This is a genomic window from Anaerotruncus massiliensis (ex Togo et al. 2026) (assembly GCF_900199635.1).
Taxonomy (GTDB): domain Bacteria; phylum Bacillota; class Clostridia; order Oscillospirales; family Ruminococcaceae; genus Anaerotruncus; species Anaerotruncus massiliensis.
Genome location: NZ_LT962687.1, coordinates 2,703,119 through 2,722,048, shown reverse-complemented (window position 1 = coordinate 2,722,048; position 18,930 = coordinate 2,703,119). Strand labels below are relative to the sequence as shown.

The 18,930-nt window shown below is 64.5% G+C and carries 17 protein-coding genes; 14 read left to right on the top strand and 3 right to left on the bottom strand.

Annotated features, from left to right (window positions below; all coding sequences use genetic code 11):
* Positions 1-222 precede the first annotated feature (222 nt).
* Together C1A13_RS13035 and C1A13_RS13030 are read right to left on the bottom strand one after the other, a co-directional pair.
* Positions 223-1,335 carry a dihydroorotate dehydrogenase gene (locus tag C1A13_RS13035; protein WP_101552697.1) on the bottom strand — a complete coding sequence of 371 codons (1,113 nt, stop codon included), beginning with the start codon at positions 1,333-1,335 and terminating at the stop codon, positions 223-225.
* 15 nt (positions 1,336-1,350) lie between these two features.
* Positions 1,351-2,373, bottom strand: a complete 1,023-nt coding sequence (locus tag C1A13_RS13030) for a LacI family DNA-binding transcriptional regulator (protein ID WP_101552695.1) — start codon at positions 2,371-2,373, stop codon at positions 1,351-1,353.
* 298 nt (positions 2,374-2,671) lie between these two features.
* Here C1A13_RS13030 and codB point away from each other — a divergent pair, with 298 nt between their 5' ends.
* Together codB and codA are read left to right on the top strand one after the other, a co-directional pair.
* On the top strand, positions 2,672-3,928 hold the full coding sequence (gene codB, locus C1A13_RS13025; RefSeq protein ID WP_101552693.1) for a cytosine permease: 1,257 nt from the start codon (positions 2,672-2,674) through the stop codon (positions 3,926-3,928).
* A gap of 42 nt (positions 3,929-3,970) precedes the next feature.
* A complete protein-coding gene (codA, locus tag C1A13_RS13020; RefSeq protein ID WP_101552691.1) occupies positions 3,971-5,206 on the top strand; it encodes a cytosine deaminase in 1,236 nt (411 codons plus the stop codon).
* Between the two features lie 168 nt (positions 5,207-5,374).
* Here the strand turns inward: codA and C1A13_RS13015 are convergent, their stop codons facing one another.
* Complete coding sequence (locus C1A13_RS13015) at positions 5,375-6,289, bottom strand: spore surface glycoprotein BclB (protein WP_101553285.1); 915 nt, start codon at positions 6,287-6,289, stop codon at positions 5,375-5,377.
* Positions 6,290-6,602: 313 nt separating this feature from the next.
* On the opposite strand from C1A13_RS13015, the gene C1A13_RS13010 reads away from it, so the two are divergent.
* The 12 genes from C1A13_RS13010 to glpK all read left to right on the top strand — a co-directional run bounded on the left by C1A13_RS13010 (position 6,603) and on the right by glpK (position 18,833).
* Positions 6,603-7,880, top strand: a complete 1,278-nt coding sequence (locus C1A13_RS13010; RefSeq protein WP_172439286.1) for an ABC transporter substrate-binding protein — start codon at positions 6,603-6,605, stop codon at positions 7,878-7,880.
* A 157-nt stretch (positions 7,881-8,037) separates the two neighbouring features.
* Complete coding sequence (locus C1A13_RS13005; protein ID WP_158595723.1) at positions 8,038-8,913, top strand: branched-chain amino acid ABC transporter permease; 876 nt, start codon at positions 8,038-8,040, stop codon at positions 8,911-8,913.
* A gap of 15 nt (positions 8,914-8,928) precedes the next feature.
* A complete protein-coding gene (locus C1A13_RS13000) occupies positions 8,929-9,897 on the top strand; it encodes a branched-chain amino acid ABC transporter permease (protein WP_101552684.1) in 969 nt (322 codons plus the stop codon).
* A gap of 21 nt (positions 9,898-9,918) precedes the next feature.
* Complete coding sequence (locus tag C1A13_RS12995) at positions 9,919-10,653, top strand: ABC transporter ATP-binding protein (protein ID WP_101553284.1); 735 nt, start codon at positions 9,919-9,921, stop codon at positions 10,651-10,653.
* Positions 10,634-11,344 carry an ABC transporter ATP-binding protein gene (locus C1A13_RS12990; RefSeq protein ID WP_306575962.1) on the top strand — a complete coding sequence of 237 codons (711 nt, stop codon included), beginning with the start codon at positions 10,634-10,636 and terminating at the stop codon, positions 11,342-11,344. Before C1A13_RS12995 ends, C1A13_RS12990 begins: the two co-directional genes overlap by 20 nt.
* 29 nt (positions 11,345-11,373) lie before the next feature.
* Positions 11,374-12,399 carry a DUF2804 domain-containing protein gene (locus tag C1A13_RS12985; RefSeq protein WP_101552682.1) on the top strand — a complete coding sequence of 342 codons (1,026 nt, stop codon included), beginning with the start codon at positions 11,374-11,376 and terminating at the stop codon, positions 12,397-12,399.
* Positions 12,400-12,412: 13 nt separating this feature from the next.
* Positions 12,413-13,471 (top strand): DUF2804 domain-containing protein, encoded by a 1,059-nt coding sequence (locus C1A13_RS12980; RefSeq protein WP_101552680.1) that lies wholly within the window; start codon positions 12,413-12,415, stop codon positions 13,469-13,471.
* A 37-nt stretch (positions 13,472-13,508) separates the two neighbouring features.
* Positions 13,509-14,081, top strand: a complete 573-nt coding sequence (locus tag C1A13_RS12975; RefSeq protein WP_101552679.1) for a glycerol-3-phosphate responsive antiterminator — start codon at positions 13,509-13,511, stop codon at positions 14,079-14,081.
* Positions 14,082-14,244: 163 nt separating this feature from the next.
* Complete coding sequence (locus tag C1A13_RS12970) at positions 14,245-15,696, top strand: NAD(P)/FAD-dependent oxidoreductase (protein ID WP_101552677.1); 1,452 nt, start codon at positions 14,245-14,247, stop codon at positions 15,694-15,696.
* Positions 15,689-16,948, top strand: a complete 1,260-nt coding sequence (locus tag C1A13_RS12965) for an NAD(P)/FAD-dependent oxidoreductase (RefSeq protein WP_101552675.1) — start codon at positions 15,689-15,691, stop codon at positions 16,946-16,948. Before C1A13_RS12970 ends, C1A13_RS12965 begins: the two co-directional genes overlap by 8 nt.
* On the top strand, positions 16,945-17,346 hold the full coding sequence (locus tag C1A13_RS12960; RefSeq protein ID WP_101552673.1) for a DUF1667 domain-containing protein: 402 nt from the start codon (positions 16,945-16,947) through the stop codon (positions 17,344-17,346). The genes C1A13_RS12965 and C1A13_RS12960 overlap by 4 nt, the downstream gene beginning before the upstream one ends.
* Positions 17,343-18,833, top strand: coding sequence for a glycerol kinase GlpK (glpK, locus tag C1A13_RS12955; protein WP_101552670.1), 1,491 nt, complete (start codon positions 17,343-17,345; stop codon positions 18,831-18,833). Before C1A13_RS12960 ends, glpK begins: the two co-directional genes overlap by 4 nt.
* The last annotated feature ends 97 nt before the right edge of the window (positions 18,834-18,930 follow it).

Genomic DNA, 18,930 nt, shown 5'->3' with positions numbered 1-18,930 from the left:
GGGCAGGCCGCCCAAGCCCCCTGCGGCTTCTTTCCCCCATTTCTTGTCCGTACAAGAAATGGGGCCGCCTGCCGGGGCGGGACCCGGCAACTCCGCCGTTCCCCGAGCGGCAAATCGAAAACCGCCGCCGGTCGACCACCGGCAAACGATACCGCTCGATGAGCGGCAAGTCCTCGCCAAAAGGAAAGGCCGCCCTCGCGGGCGGCCTTTCCTTTTGTAATGCTACTTCCAGACAAGGCGGAGCTTTTTATCGGGGCAGCGCGCGACGCACAGCCCGCAGCCGGTGCAGCGGGCGGGGTCGGTAACGATGCCGTCCGCCTCGCGGCGCACGCCCCCGTAGAGGCAGCCGCCGGCGCAGAGAGAGCAGTCCTCCCGCGCGCAGGGGGAGAGCAGCTCGCTCACAAGCGGCTGCTCGGGAATCTCCTCGAAGGGGATGAGGGAGCCGAGCGCGGCGCCCCGCAGACGTTCGATGCTCCCGCCGTGCCCGTCGGCCCACGCCGCGAGCCCCTGGACGATTTCGGCGATGCGGCCGTAGCCGTGCAGCATGACCGCGGAGGCGAGCTGGACGGTGTTGGCACCGAGCATGATGAATTCCAGCACGTTTTCAAAGCTCTCGATCCCGCCGATGCCGCAGATCTGGCAGCGGGTGAGCTGGGAGAGGGTGGCGGTGACCGCCAGCGACACGGGCCGGATGTTGGGGCCGGTATAGCCGCCGTAGGTGGGCATGACGGCCTGCTGGCGTTCAATGTCGACGCCCGACAGCCCCTTGAGGCTGTCGATCGCGCTGACGGCGGAGGCGCCCGCCTCCTCGATCGCGCGGACAAAGCCCGTGTTGATGCTCGCGTCGTAGGAGAGCTTGACCATCACCGGGATCTCCACCGCCGCCACAATCGTGCGGACAAACTCGCCGATGTGTTCCGGATGGCTCGAAAGCCGCTCGTTTTTGGTGCCGATGGGGGCGCTGATGCTCAGCTCCACCGCATCGGCGCCCATCCGCTCCACCTTGGAGGCGATGTAGGCGGCCTCCGAGGGGGTCGCCCCCCAGATCGAACAGATCAGCATACAGTCCCGCTTGTCGATCCGGTCCATCTCCTGCTCCCACTGCTCGAGGTCGAGGGTGGAATAGAGCATCGTGTTGAAAAGCCGCCCGTCGTCGAGGTAGAGCCGGGGCCGGATGACCGTGCCCGCCTCCAGGGTGATCGTTTCGGTGACGACCGCGGCGGCGCCCGCGTCGATCGACCGCTGAATGGCGGCCGCGCTGCGCGACCAGGGACCGGCGGCCACGATGACCGGGTTTTTCAGCTGCCTGCCCAGAAAAGGCACTGCTAACGACATGGAACCCAACCCCTCTCATTCAAACAGCTCATAGATATATTTCTCGTTGCCGCAGGAGCGGCGGATTTTCAGCTTGGGCTGGAGCACGACCTGCTGCGGCACGCGGTCGGCAAGCTGCTCGTCCTCGATCAGGTCGAAAAGCAGGCGCGCGGCGACCATACCCAGCCGGTGGGCGGGCTGCTCGACGCTCGTGAGCTCGGGAGTGACCAGCTCGCACATGGGGGAATCGCTGAACCCCGCCACCGCGAGCCGCCCGGGGATATCGACCCCCTCGGCGCGCGCCGCCTTCATAACGCCGAAGGCGAGCTCGTCGCTCGAGGCGAAGATCGCGTCGGGCAGGCTGCCCGTCGCAAAGAGCCGCCGCGCCGCCAGATAACCGCCCCGCAGGCTGTCCTCGGCGGTGTGGACCTGCCCGGCGGGAAGCCCCGCCTGGGCGCACGCCGCGCGGTAGCCCTGGAGGATCGCGCCGCTCTTCGAGTGGGAATCCTCGTCGAGCAGCAGGTCGACCCGGCGGCGGCCCAGCTCAAAGAGGTGCTGGGTCATCCGGGCGGCGCTGCCCTCGAAGTTGATGTAGCAGGCGGTCACGTCGCCCAATCCGTCCCCGCGCCCGATGATCACGAAGGGACGCTCCCGCAGGCCGGTGGCGTCGAGCTGAGCGGCGCTCAGGCGGGCGGCCCCGAGGATGACGCCGTCCACCTTGCGGTCGAGCACCATGCGCAGCGAGTCGACCTCCCCCTCGGCGGTGCCGTGGGTGTTGCAGAGCAGGACGCCCGCGCCCTTTTTGGCGGCGACCGTCTCGACGCCGGTGATGACCCGGTGGTAGATGCCGTGCTCAAAGGTGGGGACGAGCAGGGCGACCGTGTTGGTGCGGCCGAGGTTGAGCCCGCGCGCGAACCAGTTGGGGGTGTAGTGGAACTGCTCCATGACCGCGAGCACATGCTCGCGGGTCTCCGGCTGGACCTGTTCGGGGTGGTTGAGCACCCGCGAGACGGTCGCGACCGACACCTGCGCCTGTCGCGCAATCTCCTTGATATTCAAGCCCCCGCCCCCTGTCCACTCGTCTACCTATAGCTTACCAACCCGTCCGGGAAAATGCAAGGCCCCGGGAAGGCCTCCGGCAAAAAAAGACGCGCTTTGTAATCGGTTTCATGATTTGCTTGCATTTGGACAGTTTTCACATGGCTTGTCAACAACTTGCCAAAGAAAAAGACAATAATTTGTACAAAAATCAGGTGGCAAAATGCGGATTCATATGATATAGTGTGGATAGCGGCTAATGAAACTACTTACATCAATGCGCGCCCAGCGCGTGTCACAGACAGAAAGGGAGGTAACGATGAGCGAACTGAAAGAGAAAAAAGTCCAGGCGGAGGATTCCGAGTATTCCCTCAGCGCGGTACCGAAGGACAAAAAGGTACAGGGCATGTGGGCGGCGATGGTGGTGCTGGTGGGCTTCACCTTCTTTACCCCGAGCATGACCGCGGGCGGCAACCTGGGCATCGGGCTGACGCTGAGCGGCTTTCTCATCTCCATGATCGTCGGCAACGCGTTTTTGGGCATCTATTGCGGCACCCTCGGCTACATCGGCCAGAAGACCGGTCTTTCGCTCGACCTGCTGGCGCACCGCTCGTTCGGTGAAAAGGGCTCGTTTTTGCCCTCCGCCATCATCAGCATCACCCAGATCGGCTGGTTCGGCGTGGGCGTCGCGATGTTCGCGCTCCCCGTCACCGAGCTGACCAAGGGCAAGCTGCCCGTGTGGGCGCTCGTCATCGTCACCGGCGCGGTCATGACGATTACCGCCTACCTCGGCATCAAGGCGCTGGCGGTCCTCGGCTCGATCGCCGTGCCCCTCATCGCCATCCTCGGCGTCTATTCGGTGACCTGGGGCATCCAGAAGGCGGGCGGCATCATGAACGTCTTCGGCGTGGAGAACAAGATGACGCTCGCCGCGGGCATCGCGATCGTCGTCGGCTCGTTCATTTCGGGCGGCACCGCGACGCCAAACTTCACCCGCTTCTCCAAGACCCCGAAGGTAGCCGTCACCGCGACGGTCGTCGCCTTCTTCGTGGGCAACTCGGTCATGATGATCTTCGGCGCGGTCGGCGGCGCGGTCACCGGCGTGGCGGACATCTTCAACATCCTCATCCTCCAGGGCCTCGCGATCCCGGCGGTCATCACCCTCGGGCTCAACATCTGGACGACCAACAACAACGCCCTCTATACCGCGGGCCTCGGCGTCTCGAACATCACCAAGATCCCGATGAAGCCGATGGTCCTGCTCGGCGGACTGGTGGGCACCGTCTTCTCGGTGTGGCTCAACAACAACTTCGTCAGCTACCTGAACCTGCTCTCCGGCATGATCCCGCCGGTCGGCGCGGTCATCATCCTGCACTACATCCTGCACCGCGGCGACTATTCCAGGGAGGACGTCAAGAACCCGGTGGTCAACCCCGGCGCGATCCTCGCGGTCATCGGCGGCGCGCTCATCGGCATCTTTGTGAGCTGGGGCATCAAGCCGGTCAACTCGCTCGTTGTCGCGGCCGTGATCTTCCTCATCTGGGAGATGGCCGTCCGTCCGAAGCAGAAGGCATAGGCCTGTTGGAAGAGAACACACGTGACGAAAGGAGATCATCGCATGCTGATCAAAAATATCTTTGTGGAAAACGGGACCGAGGCGGTCGACATCCGCGTCGCCGACGGGAAGTTTGAAAAGATCGCCGCGAACCTCGCCCCCAACCCGGGCGAAGAGGTCGTCGACTGCACCGGATGCCTGGCGATCCCGCCCTTTATCGAGCCACACGTCCACCTCGACACCTGCCTGACGGCGGGCGACCCGGTGTGGAACATGTCGGGCACCCTCTTCGAGGGGATCGAGTGCTGGGCCAAGCGCAAGGAGAAGCTCTCCAAGCAGGACGTCAAGGACCGCGCCCGCCGCGCGGTGCAGATGCAGGCGTCCAACGGCGTCCAGTTCGTGCGCACCCACGTCGACGTGACCGACCCGACGCTGATCGCGATGGAGGGGATGCTCGAGCTCAAGGAGGAGCTCAAGGGGATCGTCGACATCCAGATCGTCGCCTTCCCGCAGGAGGGCATCATGAGCTATCCGAACGGCGAGCAGCTCATGGAGAACGCCGTCAGGATGGGCGCGGACTGCGTCGGCGCGATCCCGCACTTTGAATTCACCCGTGAATACGCGGTCGATTCGGTCAACTTCTGCGTCAAGCTCGCGGAAAAGTACGGCAAGCTGGTCGACGTCCACTGCGACGAGATCGACGACGAGCAGTCCAAGGGCCTCGAGGTGCTCGCCTGCCGCGCGCTCGAAAGCGGCATGAAGGACATGGTCACCGCCAGCCATACCACCGCGATGCACAGCTACAACAACGCCTACTGCGGCAAGCTCTTCCGCCTGCTGCGGATGAGCGACATCAACTTCATCTGCAACCCGCTGGTCAACACCCATTTGCAGGGCCGCTTCGACACCTACCCTAAGCGCCGGGGCGTCACCCGCGTCAAGGAGCTGCTGGAGAACGGCAACAACGTCGCCTTCGGCCACGACGACATCTTCGACCCGTGGTATCCGCTCGGCGACGGCAACATGCGGGACGTCATCCACATGGGCCTGCACGTCTGCCAGCTGATGGGCTACCAGCAGATCATGGACTCCTACAGGTTCTGCACCTACAACGCCGCCCGGGCGCTGCACCTCGGGGACAGCTACGGCATCCGGGAGGGCAACCCCGCGAGCTTCATCGTGCTCAACAACGACAACTTCTACAACGCCCTCAACAAGAAGAGCGAGGTCCTCTACTCCTACAACCGCGGCAAGCTGATCGCCAAGGCGACCCCCGCGCGCAAAGAGGTCCTCTTCTGACAGCCGCCCTTCGTCCGGGAGACCGGATCCGGCGCGCCGCCCGCAGCCACGGGCGGCGCGCCTCTGTATGTCCGGAAAAGACCAAAAAGCCCGCGCCGCCCCAAAGGGCGGCGCGGGCCGCGTCTGCGCCCTGCGGGGGCGGAGACGGAAAGCGGGAGAGAGGGCCGGTCAGTCGCCGAGGCGGATGACCGTGAGGGTCAGGTCCCTGCCGGTGAAGCCGGCCCCGCTGGCGACGACGTTGAGGTTTACCGGAGTGGCCGTCACCTGGAAGGGGACGCTGAAGGTCAGCTCCGCGGTCTCCCCGGTGGCGGTAAAGGTGTGCCGGGCCGTTCCCCCGGTGACGGCCGCGCCGTTCTGGTTGAGGGTCGTCAGCAGGGTCGTGGGGATCGTGGTGCCGGCGTCGGCCGTAAAGGAGCCGCTGAAGGACGCCTGGTAGATGCCGGGCTGGCTGATCACCACGTCGGTGCTGCCCGCGGTATGGGAGATCGCGGTGCCCGAGACGAGCGGGTTGTCGGTGAAGGCGAGCGCGCCGCCCGCGGCGGTCGGCTGGGCGGTGGGGTCCACCGTGGCCAGCACCTCGGGGGTCCCGCCGCCGCCCGGCTCCCCGCGCGGGATGACAAAGTCGAAGACGGCGTCCTCGTCGGAGCCCGAGTTGGTGACCTGGGCTTCGGTGCCGGGGTCGCCGGTGGTCACGGTGCCGATCCGGATGGTCGCGGCCGCGCCCGTGGGCCCGGTCTCTCCGGTGGCTCCGGTCTCTCCGGTCTCTCCGGTGGCGCCGGTTTCACCGGTCGCGCCCGTCGCGCCGACAGCGCCCGCTTCGCCGGCGGGGCCGGTCGCTCCGGTGGGTCCGGTCGCTCCGGTGGGGCCCGTCGGTCCTGTCGGCCCGGTGGGCCCGGTCGCGCCGTTGCCGCCCGGCTGTCCCTGCGGGCCCTGCGGTCCGGCGGGGCCTTCCGGCCCCTGGTCGCCCCGGGGTCCCTGGTCGCCCCGTTCGCCGGCGGCTCCGGTTGCACCGGTTGCGCCGGTGGGTGCGGGCCGGTCTGCACAACCGGCCGTTTTCCGGGAAAGGCCGGTCATAAATTCCATTTTCGGCCCTGCGGCCGCGAAGAGCGTATTACGGAGATCGGCGTCAGCGGCGTCCAACCGGGATTTGTATAAACATGGAAATTTTCCTATCAAAATCTGACGAATTATTCTTTCGCAATTTGTGGGATTGAATAAACATCACAAAATATGATTGACGCAGGCGGAAAAACCGGATAGTATGATAAAGACAAGAGAATACTAGTAAATTTCACGTAGAGAGTTAAGAGAACGAGAAATTTGCCTTACCTTTGGTATTGCAAATTTTTCGTTTTTTTTATTGCTGAAAATGCTGCAATACAAAGGAGGAAAAGAAATGTCAAAGGCGAAAAGAATCCTGGCCGTACTGCTGAGCGCCTGCTTGGCGACAGGGCTGTTCTATGGGTGCGGCGACGAGGGAGCGACGCAGCCCGACGCTGCGAATCCCCCGGCCGCGGGCGGCTCCGCGGAGGACGGGGAGCTCCCGCCGCTCAAAATCGGCATGGTCACCCAGCTGACCGGACCGAACGCGTTCGGAGGGCACGAGTACCAGTACGGCGCGGAGATGGCGCTTGAGCACGTCGGGGGCGAGATCAACGGCCGCAAAATCGAAATGGTCTTTGCCGACGGCCCCACCCAGGACGCCACCCTCTCCGAATTTGAACGCCTTTACAACGACGGCGTGCGCGTCTTCATCAGCGGCTACGGCTGCATCGCGGACCGCACCTTCGCCACGATGGCGGACGACATGCAGGCGCTCTACCTGTCGCTTGCGTGGGACGCCGACCTGCTCCAGGGCCCCAGCACCTATTTCTTCCGCGGCGGCGCGAACGTCGACGATTTCTCCAGGGGCGCGATGATGCAGGCCATCGACATCGGCAAGACCTTCCTCGGGAAGGACGCTAAGGACCTGAAGGTCGCGCTGCTCTACACCACGAGGCTTCAGCACGTCGCGAACCCGATGCTTGAGACGGCGGAGGCCAACGGCGTCCAGGTGGTCATCAACGAGGGCTATCCGGACACCAACAAGGACTTCATGCCGATCATCACCAAGCTGCAGAACACCGATTACGACATCCTGATCCCGATCCAGGGGACCCCGGACGGGACGCTCTTCCTCAAGAAGATCCACGAGCTCAACTACCGGCCGAAGGTCATCCTCGCCGGCGGCATCTTCTACGACACCCCCAACTTCTCCGACCTCGGCAACGAGATCACCAACGGCATCCTGACCCAGTCGTACACCAACCCGTCGATCTCCGAGGACGCGGCCCCCGGCATCACCAAGTTCAAGGAGGACTTTGAGGCGGAGTACGGGCACAAGCCCCTCGCGCACGCCCTGCAGGCCTACGGCGGCATGAACGTCTATTTCGAGTGCCTCAAGAAGGTCGATCCAAAGGACTGGGACGACACCGCCAAGCTCGCCGCGGCGATGAAGAGCCTGGACTTCGAGGAGGGCAAGCTCCCCTGGTACTGGGGCATCAAATGGGATGAGTTCAACAGCAACACCCGTGCCGGACAGATGGTCATCAGCGAATGGATGGACGGGGACATGTATGCGGTGTATCCCGATTTCCTGCGGACGAAAGACCCTGTGATCCCCTGGGAGCAGTAATCCCGGGAACCCTCCGGAAAGCCCTTGTCCATACCTTCGTGCGGCAGGGGCTTTCCCTTTGGCCCTTCATAACCGGCCCCTGTCATTCCTTCGCGCGGACGGGGGCCGGCCCAAATCCCGAACATCAGCCGGCGCGCGCGGCGGAATGGAGTACCACATGGGCGTATCGGCTTATATCAATATCATTCTCAATGGAATCTGCGTCGGCGGCATGTACGGGCTGATGTCCAGCGCCTTCACATTCCAGGTTGGCTCCCTGCGCATGGTCAACTTTACCTACGGCGCATGTATCATGCTTTCGATGTACCTGACCTTCTTCTTCATCCGGATGGTCAACGCGCCGGTCATCCTGGCGGCCCTCGGGGTCATCGTCATCAACTTTGCGATCGGCTGGCTGATGCGGAAGACCCTTTTAAAACGAATCGACGAGGGCATGAACATCCTGACGACGATGGGCCTTCAGCTCGTCATCATGAATCTCGTGCTCTTTTTCTTCACCTCCTATCCGAGGGACCTGGCCGTCTTTGAAAAGCGCATCTACTTCACCCCGAAAATCAGCGTGGGCATCATCCAGCTCGCCTGCTTCGTCATGGCCGGGGTGATTCTCGTGAGCTTCCAGCTCTTCCTCAACAAGACCTGGACCGGGCGGGCGATCCGCGCCGTCGTCCAGAACCGGGACGTCGCCGGGCTGATGGGAATCAACAGCGAGCGCACCCTCGACCTGGCCTTCTCGCTGAGCTTCATCCTGATCGGTGTCGCGGGTATGATGCTGATGACCATGTTCACCGTCGAGCCGAACTTCGGCGACTACATCACGCTGATCGGCTTCGTCATCTGCATCACCGCCGGGCTGAACAACCTGACCGGCGCCTTCATCACCGGCGTGCTGGTCGGCGTCCTCTCGGCGCTCATCTCCGGCGTGCTCGGCACTGCCTACCACGATCCGATGCTCTTCGGCCTCTTTGTGGTCGTGCTGCTCGTGCGGCCCTACGGGCTTTTCAACAAACGTAAAAACGCCGTGCGCAACATTTAGAAAGGAGGAGTCACAATGAGACAGTCCAAATATAAAATCGACAAAAGAGTCATCCTGTACCTCCTCCTTTTGGCCGCGGCGCTCCTGTTCCCGATGGCGGCCAACCGGCGGGTGCTCAACATCGCTATCATCACGCTGATGTACGTCACCCTCGGGGAGTCCTGGAACCTGCTCTCCGGCATGTCCGGCCTCTTCTCGATCGCGCACGCGCTCTTTTTCGGGCTCGGCGTCTACGGCATGACGATCACCACCAACCGCCTGGGGATGGGCCTGTTCGCGGGGGTCGTCATGGGGCTGGTCGTCAACACCCTGATGGCCCTGCTGGTGGGCGTGATCGCCTCCAAGCTGTCCGGGCTCTACTTCACCATGGCCCTCATCGGGCTGCACCAGACGGTCTATTCCCTCTCGATCCAGCTCATCGACCTCACGGGCGGCAGCATGGGCATCTCGATGCCCCGGGAATACCTCTTCAGCAAGACCCAGCAGTACTACATGGTCCTCACCCTCGCGGTCGCCTCGATGCTCTTCTATGTGTTTATCCGGAGAAGCCGCATCGGCACCAACTTCGTGGCGCTCAAGGAAAACCCCGACCTGGCGCGCGCGCTCGGTTCCAACATCGGGAACTGGCGGATCCTGGCGACCGTGTTCAGCGCCCTGATGGCATCGCTCGCCGGCTCCTTCTACGCGCTCTACCTGATGTCCAACAACACCGAGGTCTTCAACGCGTCGATCTCGCTCAAGATCATCATGGTGGTCATCGTCGGCGGCATGGGATATGTGTGGGGCCCGGTTTTGGGCTCGTCGATGATCGTGCTCGACGAACTGGTCCGCGGAATGATGCCGAGCAGGTTCGCGCCTTTCTCGGTGGTGATCTACGCCGGCGTCCTGATTATCATGGCGCTCCTCAAGCCGGCGGGCATCATCAGCTTCTTCCAGAGAGATGAAAAGAAAACGCCGGCCAAAAAAGAGCGCGCGACGACCTGAGCCGGAAAGGAGCTGCTGCAAATGTTTTTCAAACTCGAAAATTCGACGATCGCTTTCGGCGGGCTGGTCGCGAACAAAAATGTCACCGCCGAGGTGGAAAAGGGCCAGATCGTCGGGCTGATCGGCCCGAACGGCGCGGGCAAATCCACCATGTTCAAGTCGATTTCCGGCTTCAACAAGATCGACAGCGGAACGATCCGCTTCAAGGACCGGGACATCACCAAACTCGGGCCGGTCGAGGTCTGCCGCGCGGGGATCGCCTGCACCTTCCAGAAGGCGCAGTCGTTTGCCGGGATGACGCTGGAGGAGTCGGTGCTGGTGGGCGCCTACCTGCGCCGCAAGCGCAAGAAGGACGCGCTGCCGTTTGCCCATGAGATGATCCGCTTCGTCGGGCTCGAGGGCAAGGAGCAGGTCAAGATCCCCCGGCTCAACATGTTCGAGCGCAAAAAGGCGGAGCTCGCGGCGGCGCTGGCCACCGAGCCCGAGATGCTGCTGCTCGACGAGCTGTTCGCGGGGCTGGTCCCCACCGAGGTCGAGATGATGCTCGAGCTGGTGAAAAAGGTCAACGGGGAGCTCGGCATCGCGCTGTTCATCGTGGAGCATGTGCTGCGGGTCATCATGAGCCTGTGCGAAAAGGTGTATGTGCTGGAATACGGCGAGATCATCGCCTCCGGCTCCCCGCAGGTGATTTCCTCGGACGAACGCGTCATAAAAGCTTATTTGGGAGAGGATTACGATGTTGCTGACGATCAATAACCTGGACGTAACGTTGGGCGGCCTGCAAATCTTGCAGGACGTCAGCCTGCATGTCGACGAGGGCGAGCTGGTCGTCGTCGTGGGGGCGAACGGGACCGGCAAATCGACCCTGCTGCGCAGCATCTCCGGCATGAACCCGATCGCGGGCGGGGAGATCCTTTTCTGCGGCGAAAAAATCACCGGGCTGCCCTCCAGCCTGATCGCGCGCAAGGGCCTCTGCATGGTCCCCGAAGGGCGGCAGCTCTTCCCCGAGCTCTCCGCGCGGGACAATCTGCTGATCGGGGCCTACCCCTACCGCAAGGACAAGGCGCGCGTGCAGAAGAATCTGGATTTCGCCTACCAGATGTTCCCCGCGATCCGGAAATACGAGGACCGGATGGCCAACACCTTTTCCGGCGGCGAGCAGCAGATGATCAGCATCGCGCGCGGGCTGATGAGCGAACCGAAGCTCATGATGATCGACGAGATGTCCCTCGGGCTCGCGCCGATGATCATCGCCGACCTCTTCAAGGTCATCAAGCGGCTCAACGCCCAGGGGATCAGCATCCTGCTCGTCGAGCAGAACGCCCGCCAGGCCCTGCGGATCGCCGACCGCGCCTACGTCATGGAAAACGGCCGGATGGTGATGGAGGGCTCCGGGAAGGAGCTGCTCGAAAACGAGCACGTCAAGGTCGCCTACCTCGGGATGTAGGGAAAGCGGCGGAATGAAGGAGGTTCTTCATGCAGCATGAGATTACGAAACCCCATCCCCTCCTGGACGGGGACGGAAACCTGATCGAAGCGGGCTGGTGCCGCGCGCCGATTCTCGCCTACAACCGGGAGGCGATCCGGTTCCCGCGGGAGGAGATCCGGGAATGGGACTACTACTTCGCCGGGAACGACCGCTACGGCCTGGGCTTCTCCACGGCCAGCGTCGGCAGCCTGCACCGCCTGTCGGTCAACTTCATGGATTTCCAAAACAACATCCAGGCGAACGACACCGCCTTCTGCACGCCGGAGGAGAGCGTCCTGCGCTCGCCGCCGACCTCGGACGGCCCGCTGCATTTCTCCTGGAACGGCGCGGAGAGCCGGTACCTCCGGAACGGCGGGGAGACCCGGCTGAAGGTCGTTTTCCCCAACCTGCTGGACGGGGAGACCCTCGACGCCGACCTGCGCCTCGAGATGCCGGGGGGGGACACCACCGTCGTCGTCATCCCCTTCGGGGACGCGCCGGGGATGTTCTACTACAACCACAAGGTCAACTGCATCCGCGTCTCGGGCGGCTTTACCCTCGGCGGGCTGCACTACGATTTCGACGGGCGGGACGCCTACTCGGTCATGGACTGGGGACGCGGGGTCTGGCCCCGCCGGAACCAGTGGTACTGGGGAAGCGCCAGCGGCCGGATCGGCGGGAGGCCGTTCGGGTTCAACATCGGCTACGGGTTCGGGGACACCTCCGCCGCCACCGAGAACATGGTCGTCTACGACGGCGTGATGCATAAGCTGGAAGAGGTGTCCTTCCTGATTCCCGACGGGGAGGCCTCTTTTATGAAGCCGTGGAAGTTCACCTCCTCCGACAGCCGGTTCGAGATGGATTTCACGCCGGTCCTGGACCGCCACTCCAACCCGCCTCCGGGCGCCCGATACGGCTCGGACCAGCACCAGGTGTTCGGGTATTTCACCGGCCGGGCGGTCCTGGACGACGGGACCGCGCTCCCGGTGGAACGGCTGTTCGGATTCGCGGAAAAAGTGGTCAACCGCTGGTAGACAGGAGGAGCAGATGCAGCACGAAATTTTAACGCGGCACGATCTCTTAAAGCCCGACGGGACGCTGGTGGAGGCGGGCTGGTCCCGCGCCCCCCGCCTGCGCTACAACCCGGAGAACATCCGGTTTCCGAAGGAGCTCTTCAAGGAATGGCACTACTATTTCGCCGGGGACGATCACTACGGGCTCGGATTTTCGATGGCCAACATGGGGGCTTTTCACCGGCTGTCGGTCAGCTTCATGGACTACCGGGAAAACCGGCAGGTCAACGAGATGGCCTTCTGCCCGGCGGAAAGCAGCGTCCTGTCCCCGCCGCGCACCTCGTGGGAGGACGTGCGGTTCCAAAACGAACGCGCAGTGGGCGAGTACCGCTATTCCGGCAGGCAAATGGCGCTGAACGTCCGCTTCGAGGATTTCAGCGGCGCGGACCCGCTCGAGGCGGAGCTGGCGCTCGAGTTCCCGGAGGGGGACATCTGCGAGCACGCCTTCCCCTTCGCGGAGGAGCCGGGGCTGTTCTTCTACTGCCACAAGGTCCCCTGCATCCGCGTGAGCGGCGGGTTTCGGCTGGGCGGGCTTTCCTACCGCTATGACCCGTCGCGCGCCTTTGCCGTCCAGGACTGGGGCCGCGGGGTCTGGCCGGAGCACAGCACCCCCTGCTGGGGGAGCGCGGGCGGGGTGGTCGGCGGCAGGCTGTTCGGCTTCAACATCGGCAGCCGGTACGGCGACACCTCCGCCGCCACCGAAAATGTTCTCTTTTACGGCGGCAGGGCGCATAAGCTGGAAGAGGTGGACTTTGTCATCCAGGACGACGAGACCGCCTTCTCCAAGCCGTGGACCTTCCGCTCCTCCGACGGGCGGTTTGAGATGGCCATGGACCCGGTGCTCGACCGCCATTCCAGCGCGCCCGCGGGGATCCGCTACGGGGCGGAGCAGCACCAGGTGTTCGGATATTATTCCGGGACGGCGGTGCTGGACGACGGCACGCCGCTGAAGATCGACCGGCTCTTCGGCTTCGCGGAAAAGGTGGTCAACGACTGGCCGTTCTCCGGCGGGAAACGGGAGGCCTGCGGGTGACCGGCGGGCCGGTACCATATGGAAGGAGGGTGCCAAGATGCTTGGAAAGAAGGAATTTTTGGAGGCGCTGCGGGACAGCCCGGTGATCGCCGCGGTCAAAAACCCCGAAGGGCTCCAAAACTGCCTGACGAGCGACTGCTCGATCGCGTTTGTACTCTATGGGGATATGCTGAATATCGCCGGAATCGTGGCGCAGCTGAAGGAGGCGGGGAAACTGGCGTTCGTCCACATCGACCTGGTGGACGGCCTCACCTCGCAGGACGTGGTGGTGGATTTCATCGCGAAGAACACCTGCGCCGACGGCATCATCTCCACCAAGCACTCCCTCGTGCGGCACGCCAAGGGCTGCGGCCTGCTGACGGTGCAGCGGTTTTTTGTCCTGGATTCCATGGCGCTTTTCAACATCGGCAGACAGCTGGCGACCGCCGAGGCCGACGCCGTGGAGATCCTCCCGGGCGTCATGCCCAAGGTGATCCGCAAGATTTCCGGAAGCACCGACAAGCCGATCATCGCCGGCGGGCTGATCAGCGACAAGGAGGACGTGATCAACGCGCTGGCCGCCGGGGCGGTCTCGGTCTCCTCCACCCAGAGGGCGATCTGGTTCCTGTAGCGGGCCGTCCCGGCCTGAAAAGAAGAAATGCTGCAAGAGTTTTAGAGTACGGCAGAAGGGCGCTGGAGACAGCGCCGGATGTCGTGCTCTCTTTTTCTGCACCGCGGCGCGGACGGGCGCCGGGGACCAATTTATGCCGGTAGAGCGGCGAAAGGAGCTTACCATGTTAGATGTTGCAATCATCGGGGGCGGAATCGTGGGCGCCGCGTGCGCGTATGAGCTGTCGCGGTACCGGCTTTCCGTGGCGGTTCTCGAGCGGGAAAACGACGTGGCCTGCGGCACCACAAAGGCGAACAGCGCCATCCTGCACGCGGGATACGACCCGCCTCCGGGCACCCTGATGGCGCGGCTCAACGTAGAGGGGGTCCGTCTCGCGGAGGAGCTCTGCCGGAAGCTGGACGTTCCCTACCGCCAATGCGGCTCGCTCGTGGCGGCTTTTTCCGGGGAGGACGCCGGATTGCTGCGGACGCTCTATTCGCGCGGCGTGGAAAACGGCGTCCCCGGCCTGTCGCTGCTCGACGCCGCACAGGTAAGGAACCTCGAACCGAACCTGTCCCCCGAGGTGGTGGGCGCGCTCTACGCGCCGACCGCGGCGATTGTAAACCCCTGGGAATACGCCCTCGCGCTGGCCGAGACCGCCGTGCGCAACGGCGTTTCGCTTCACCTGAACGCGGGCGTGACGGCGATCCGGCGCTGCGAGGGCGGCTTTGAACTGGACACGGCGGCCGGGCGCTTTTGGGCGCGGTATGTCCTGAACGCGGCGGGCCTTTACAGCGACGAGGTGCACAACATGGCCGCCGCGCCGGCCTTCCGCATCCACCCCGACCGGGGGGAATACTACCTGCTCGACAAAAGCGAGGGGGAGCGGGTCAGCCATGTCGTCTTCCAATGCCCGACCAGGGCGGGCAAGGGGACGCTGGTGGCCCCCACGGTGCACGGCAACCTGATCGTGGGTCCCAACAACGAGCCCCCCCGGGAACGGGACGATACCGCGACGACCGCCGGGGGGCTGGAAGAGGTCATGCGCCTTGCGCGCAAATCGGTGCCCTCCATCAACTTCCGGGAATCGATCCGCAATTTTGCCGGGGTGCGCGCGGCGGCGGACGGCGCCGACGACTTTATCATCGCGGAGGCGGCGGACACCCCCGGCCTGATCGACATCGCGGGGATCAAATCCCCCGGCCTTTCCGCTGCGCCGGCGATCGCGCGCATGGCGGCGGAGCTGCTGGAGGGCTGCGGCCTGCGGCTCGTCAAAAAGGATTTCTTTATCGACACCCGCCGCAGGGTGCGCTTCAAGGAGCTGACCTGCGAGGAGAAGGCGCGGCTGACGGAGGAGAACCCGGCTTACGGCAGGGTGATCTGCCGCTGCGAGACCATCACCGAGGGAGAGATTCTCGACGCGCTGCGCGGCCCGATTCCCCCCTGCTCGGTCGACGGGGTCAAGCGGCGCTGCAACGCGGGGATGGGCCGCTGCCAGGGCGGCTTCTGCGGGCCGAGGGTCTTCGAGCTGCTGGCGAGGGAGCGGGGGCTCCCTCCGGAGGAGATCCTGCAGGACCGCGCGGGGTCCTATATCATAACGGGAAAAACCAAGATGGGGGGTGCGGGCCTTGTATGATCTGGTGGTGATCGGCGGCGGCCCGGCCGGGCTGGCGGCCGCGGTGCAGGCATACCGGGAGGGACTCGAAAGGGTCCTGATCCTCGAGCGAGACCGCGAGCTCGGCGGGATTCTGAACCAGTGCATCCACAACGGGTTCGGGCTTCATTACTTCAAGGAGGAGCTGACCGGGCCGGAATACGCCCAGCGGTTTGTCGAGATGCTGCGGGACACGCGGATCGAGGTGCGCTCGGACACCATGGTGCTCGAAATCACGCCCGACCGCAGGGTGCACACCGTCAGCAGGGCGGACGGCTACCGCGTTCTCGAGGCGAAGGCAGTGATCCTGGCGATGGGATGCCGGGAGCGCACCCGCGGCGCGGTGGCGATCCCCGGCACCCGCCCGGCGGGCATATTCACGGCGGGTACGGCGCAGCGCTATTTGAACATCGAGGGCTATATGGTGGGCAGGCGGGTGCTGATCCTCGGCTCGGGGGACATCGGGCTGATCATGGCGCGCCGCATGACGCTCGAGGGCGCGAAGGTGCTGGCCTGCGTCGAGCTGATGCCCTATTCGGGCGGGCTTACCCGCAACATCGTCCAGTGCCTGCACGATTACGATATCCCGCTCTACCTCTCCCACACGATCGTCGACATCCAGGGCGGCAGGCGGGTGGAGCGCGCGGTGGTCGCGCGGGTGGACGAAGACCGCAGACCCGTCCCGGGGACGGAAATGACCTTCGACTGCGACACGATCCTGCTTTCGGTGGGCCTCATCCCCGAAAACGAGCTGACCCGGCGCGCGGGGATCGAAATCGACCGCAGGACGAACGGGGCGGTGGTCTATGAGAACATGGAGACCTCGATGCCCGGCGTGTTCGCCTGCGGCAACGTGGTGCATGTGCACGACCTGGTCGACTTTGTCACGGCGGAGGGGCAGCGCGCGGGCGCGGCGGCCGCCGCGTATGTCAGGAAGGGCGCGCGCGCCGGGGGGAGCGTCACCGAGGTCCGCGCGGGCGGCGGGGTGAGCTATACGGTGCCGCAGCGCATCCGGATGGACGCGGCGGGGGAGCGCACCGAGCTGTTTTTCCGGGTGAACCGGGTCTGCGGGGTCAGCACGGTCGAGGTCGAAGCGGACGGAAATCGAATCGCCGGGTTCCCCCGCGAACGGCTGGCCCCCGGCGAAATGGAGCGGATCACGCTTCCCAGACAGCTGCTGGAAAGGGCGGCCGGGAAGGATTTGACGGTATCGATCAAGGAGGCGCAAACATGAAAGAGCTGACCTGCATTGTCTGTCCGAAGGGCTGCCGCCTGCGCGTGGATGAGGAAAACGGCTTCACCGTGACCGGAAACGCCTGCCCGCGCGGCGCGGAATACGGGCGCGCGGAGCTGACCAACCCCACGCGCGTGCTGACCTCCACCGTCTGCGTCTCGGGCGGCGCGCATCCGCGCTGCCCGGTCAAGACCGACGGCCCGCTCCCAAAAGGGAAGCTGTTTGAAGCGATGGCGCTTCTCGACGGCATACGGCTGAAGGCCCCCGTTTCGCTGGGGCAGGTGGTCGTGCGCAACGTCTGCGGGACGGGCGTGAACATTGTGGCGACGCGCAGCCTGCCCGCCCGCCCGCTGGAATCCGCGCGGCCGTCCGCCGCCGGCAGGGAGGAGATCGCATGAGCCGCTATATTTTGTCCCTCGACCAGGGGACCACCAGCTCGCGGGCGATCCTCTTTGACGCCGAGCAGAACATCGTCGGGCTCGCCCAGAAGGAGTTCACCCAGTATTATCCCCGCCAGGGCTGGGTGGAGCATGACCCGATGGAGATCTACGCGTCGCAGTACGCGGTGATGAGCGAGGTCATCACCCAAAACGACGTCGACGTGCGGGACATCGCGGCGATCGGCGTCACCAACCAGCGGGAGACGACCATCCTGTGGGAGCGGGACACCGGCAGGCCGATCTACAACGCGATCGTCTGGCAGTGCCGCCGCACGGCGGACATGATCGGGGAGCTGCTGGACCGGGGCCTCGGGGAGACCATACGGGAAAAAACCGGGCTCATTCCCGACGCCTATTTTTCCGGGACAAAGATCAAATGGATCCTTGACCACGTGCCGGGCGCGCGCGAGCGCGCCGAGCGGGGGGAGATCCTGTTCGGGACGGTCGACAGCTGGCTGATCTGGAGGCTGACCGACAAGACGGTCCATGTGACCGACTATACCAACGCCTCCCGCACGATGCTCTATAACATCCACACGCTCGACTGGGACGACGCCCTGCTGGAGGCGCTCGACATCCCGCGCGCGATGCTGCCGCGGGTCTGCGGCTCCAGCGAGGTTTACGGGTATACCGTGCTCCAGGGGACGAAGATCCCGATCGCCGGCATCGCGGGCGACCAGCAGGCGGCGCTGTTCGGGCAGGGCTGCTTTGAAGCGGGGGACGCCAAAAACACCTACGGGACCGGCTGCTTCCTGCTGATGAACACGGGGGAGACCGCCTGCGAGAGCAAAAACGGACTGCTGACGACGATTGCGGTCGGGCTGGGCGGAAAGGTCCAGTACGCGCTGGAGGGCAGCGTGTTTGTCGGCGGCGCGGTCATCCAGTGGCTGCGGGACGAGATGCGCTTCTTCAACGAGAGCTGCGACGCGGAATACTACGCCCAAAAGGTGAAGGACACCGGAGGGGTGTACCTCGTGCCGGCCTTCACCGGTCTCGGCGCGCCCTATTGGGATATGTACGCGCGCGGCTGCATCATGGGGATCACGCGCGGGACCAAACGGGAGCATCTGATCCGCGCGGCGCAGGAGTCGATCGCCTACCAGAGCCTGGAGCTGGTCGAGGCGATGGAACGGGACACCGGCCGCCGGATCTCCGAGCTCTGCGTGGATGGCGGCGCGAGCCGTGACCGGTTCCTGATGCAGTTTCAGGCGGACATCTTGAATAAGCAGGTGCGCCGCCCGATGATCCGGGAGACCACCGCGCTCGGCGCGGCCTATCTCGCGGGCCTCGCCGTCGGGGTGTGGAGCGGGACGGAGGAACTGAAGAGCCTCTGGCGGTGCGACGTCACGTTCGAACCGGACATGGAGGAACCCCGCAGGGCCGCGCTGCTCGCCGGATGGCGCAAGGCCGTGGACAGAAGCCGCGGATGGGCCGACCGCCTGTAGCCGGGCGAAGGAAAATGCCGCGCCGTCCTATGCTCCGACGGCGGCGGATCAAATCCAAAAGGGCCGCTCAACTCGCAAGAGTTGAGCGGCCCTTTCT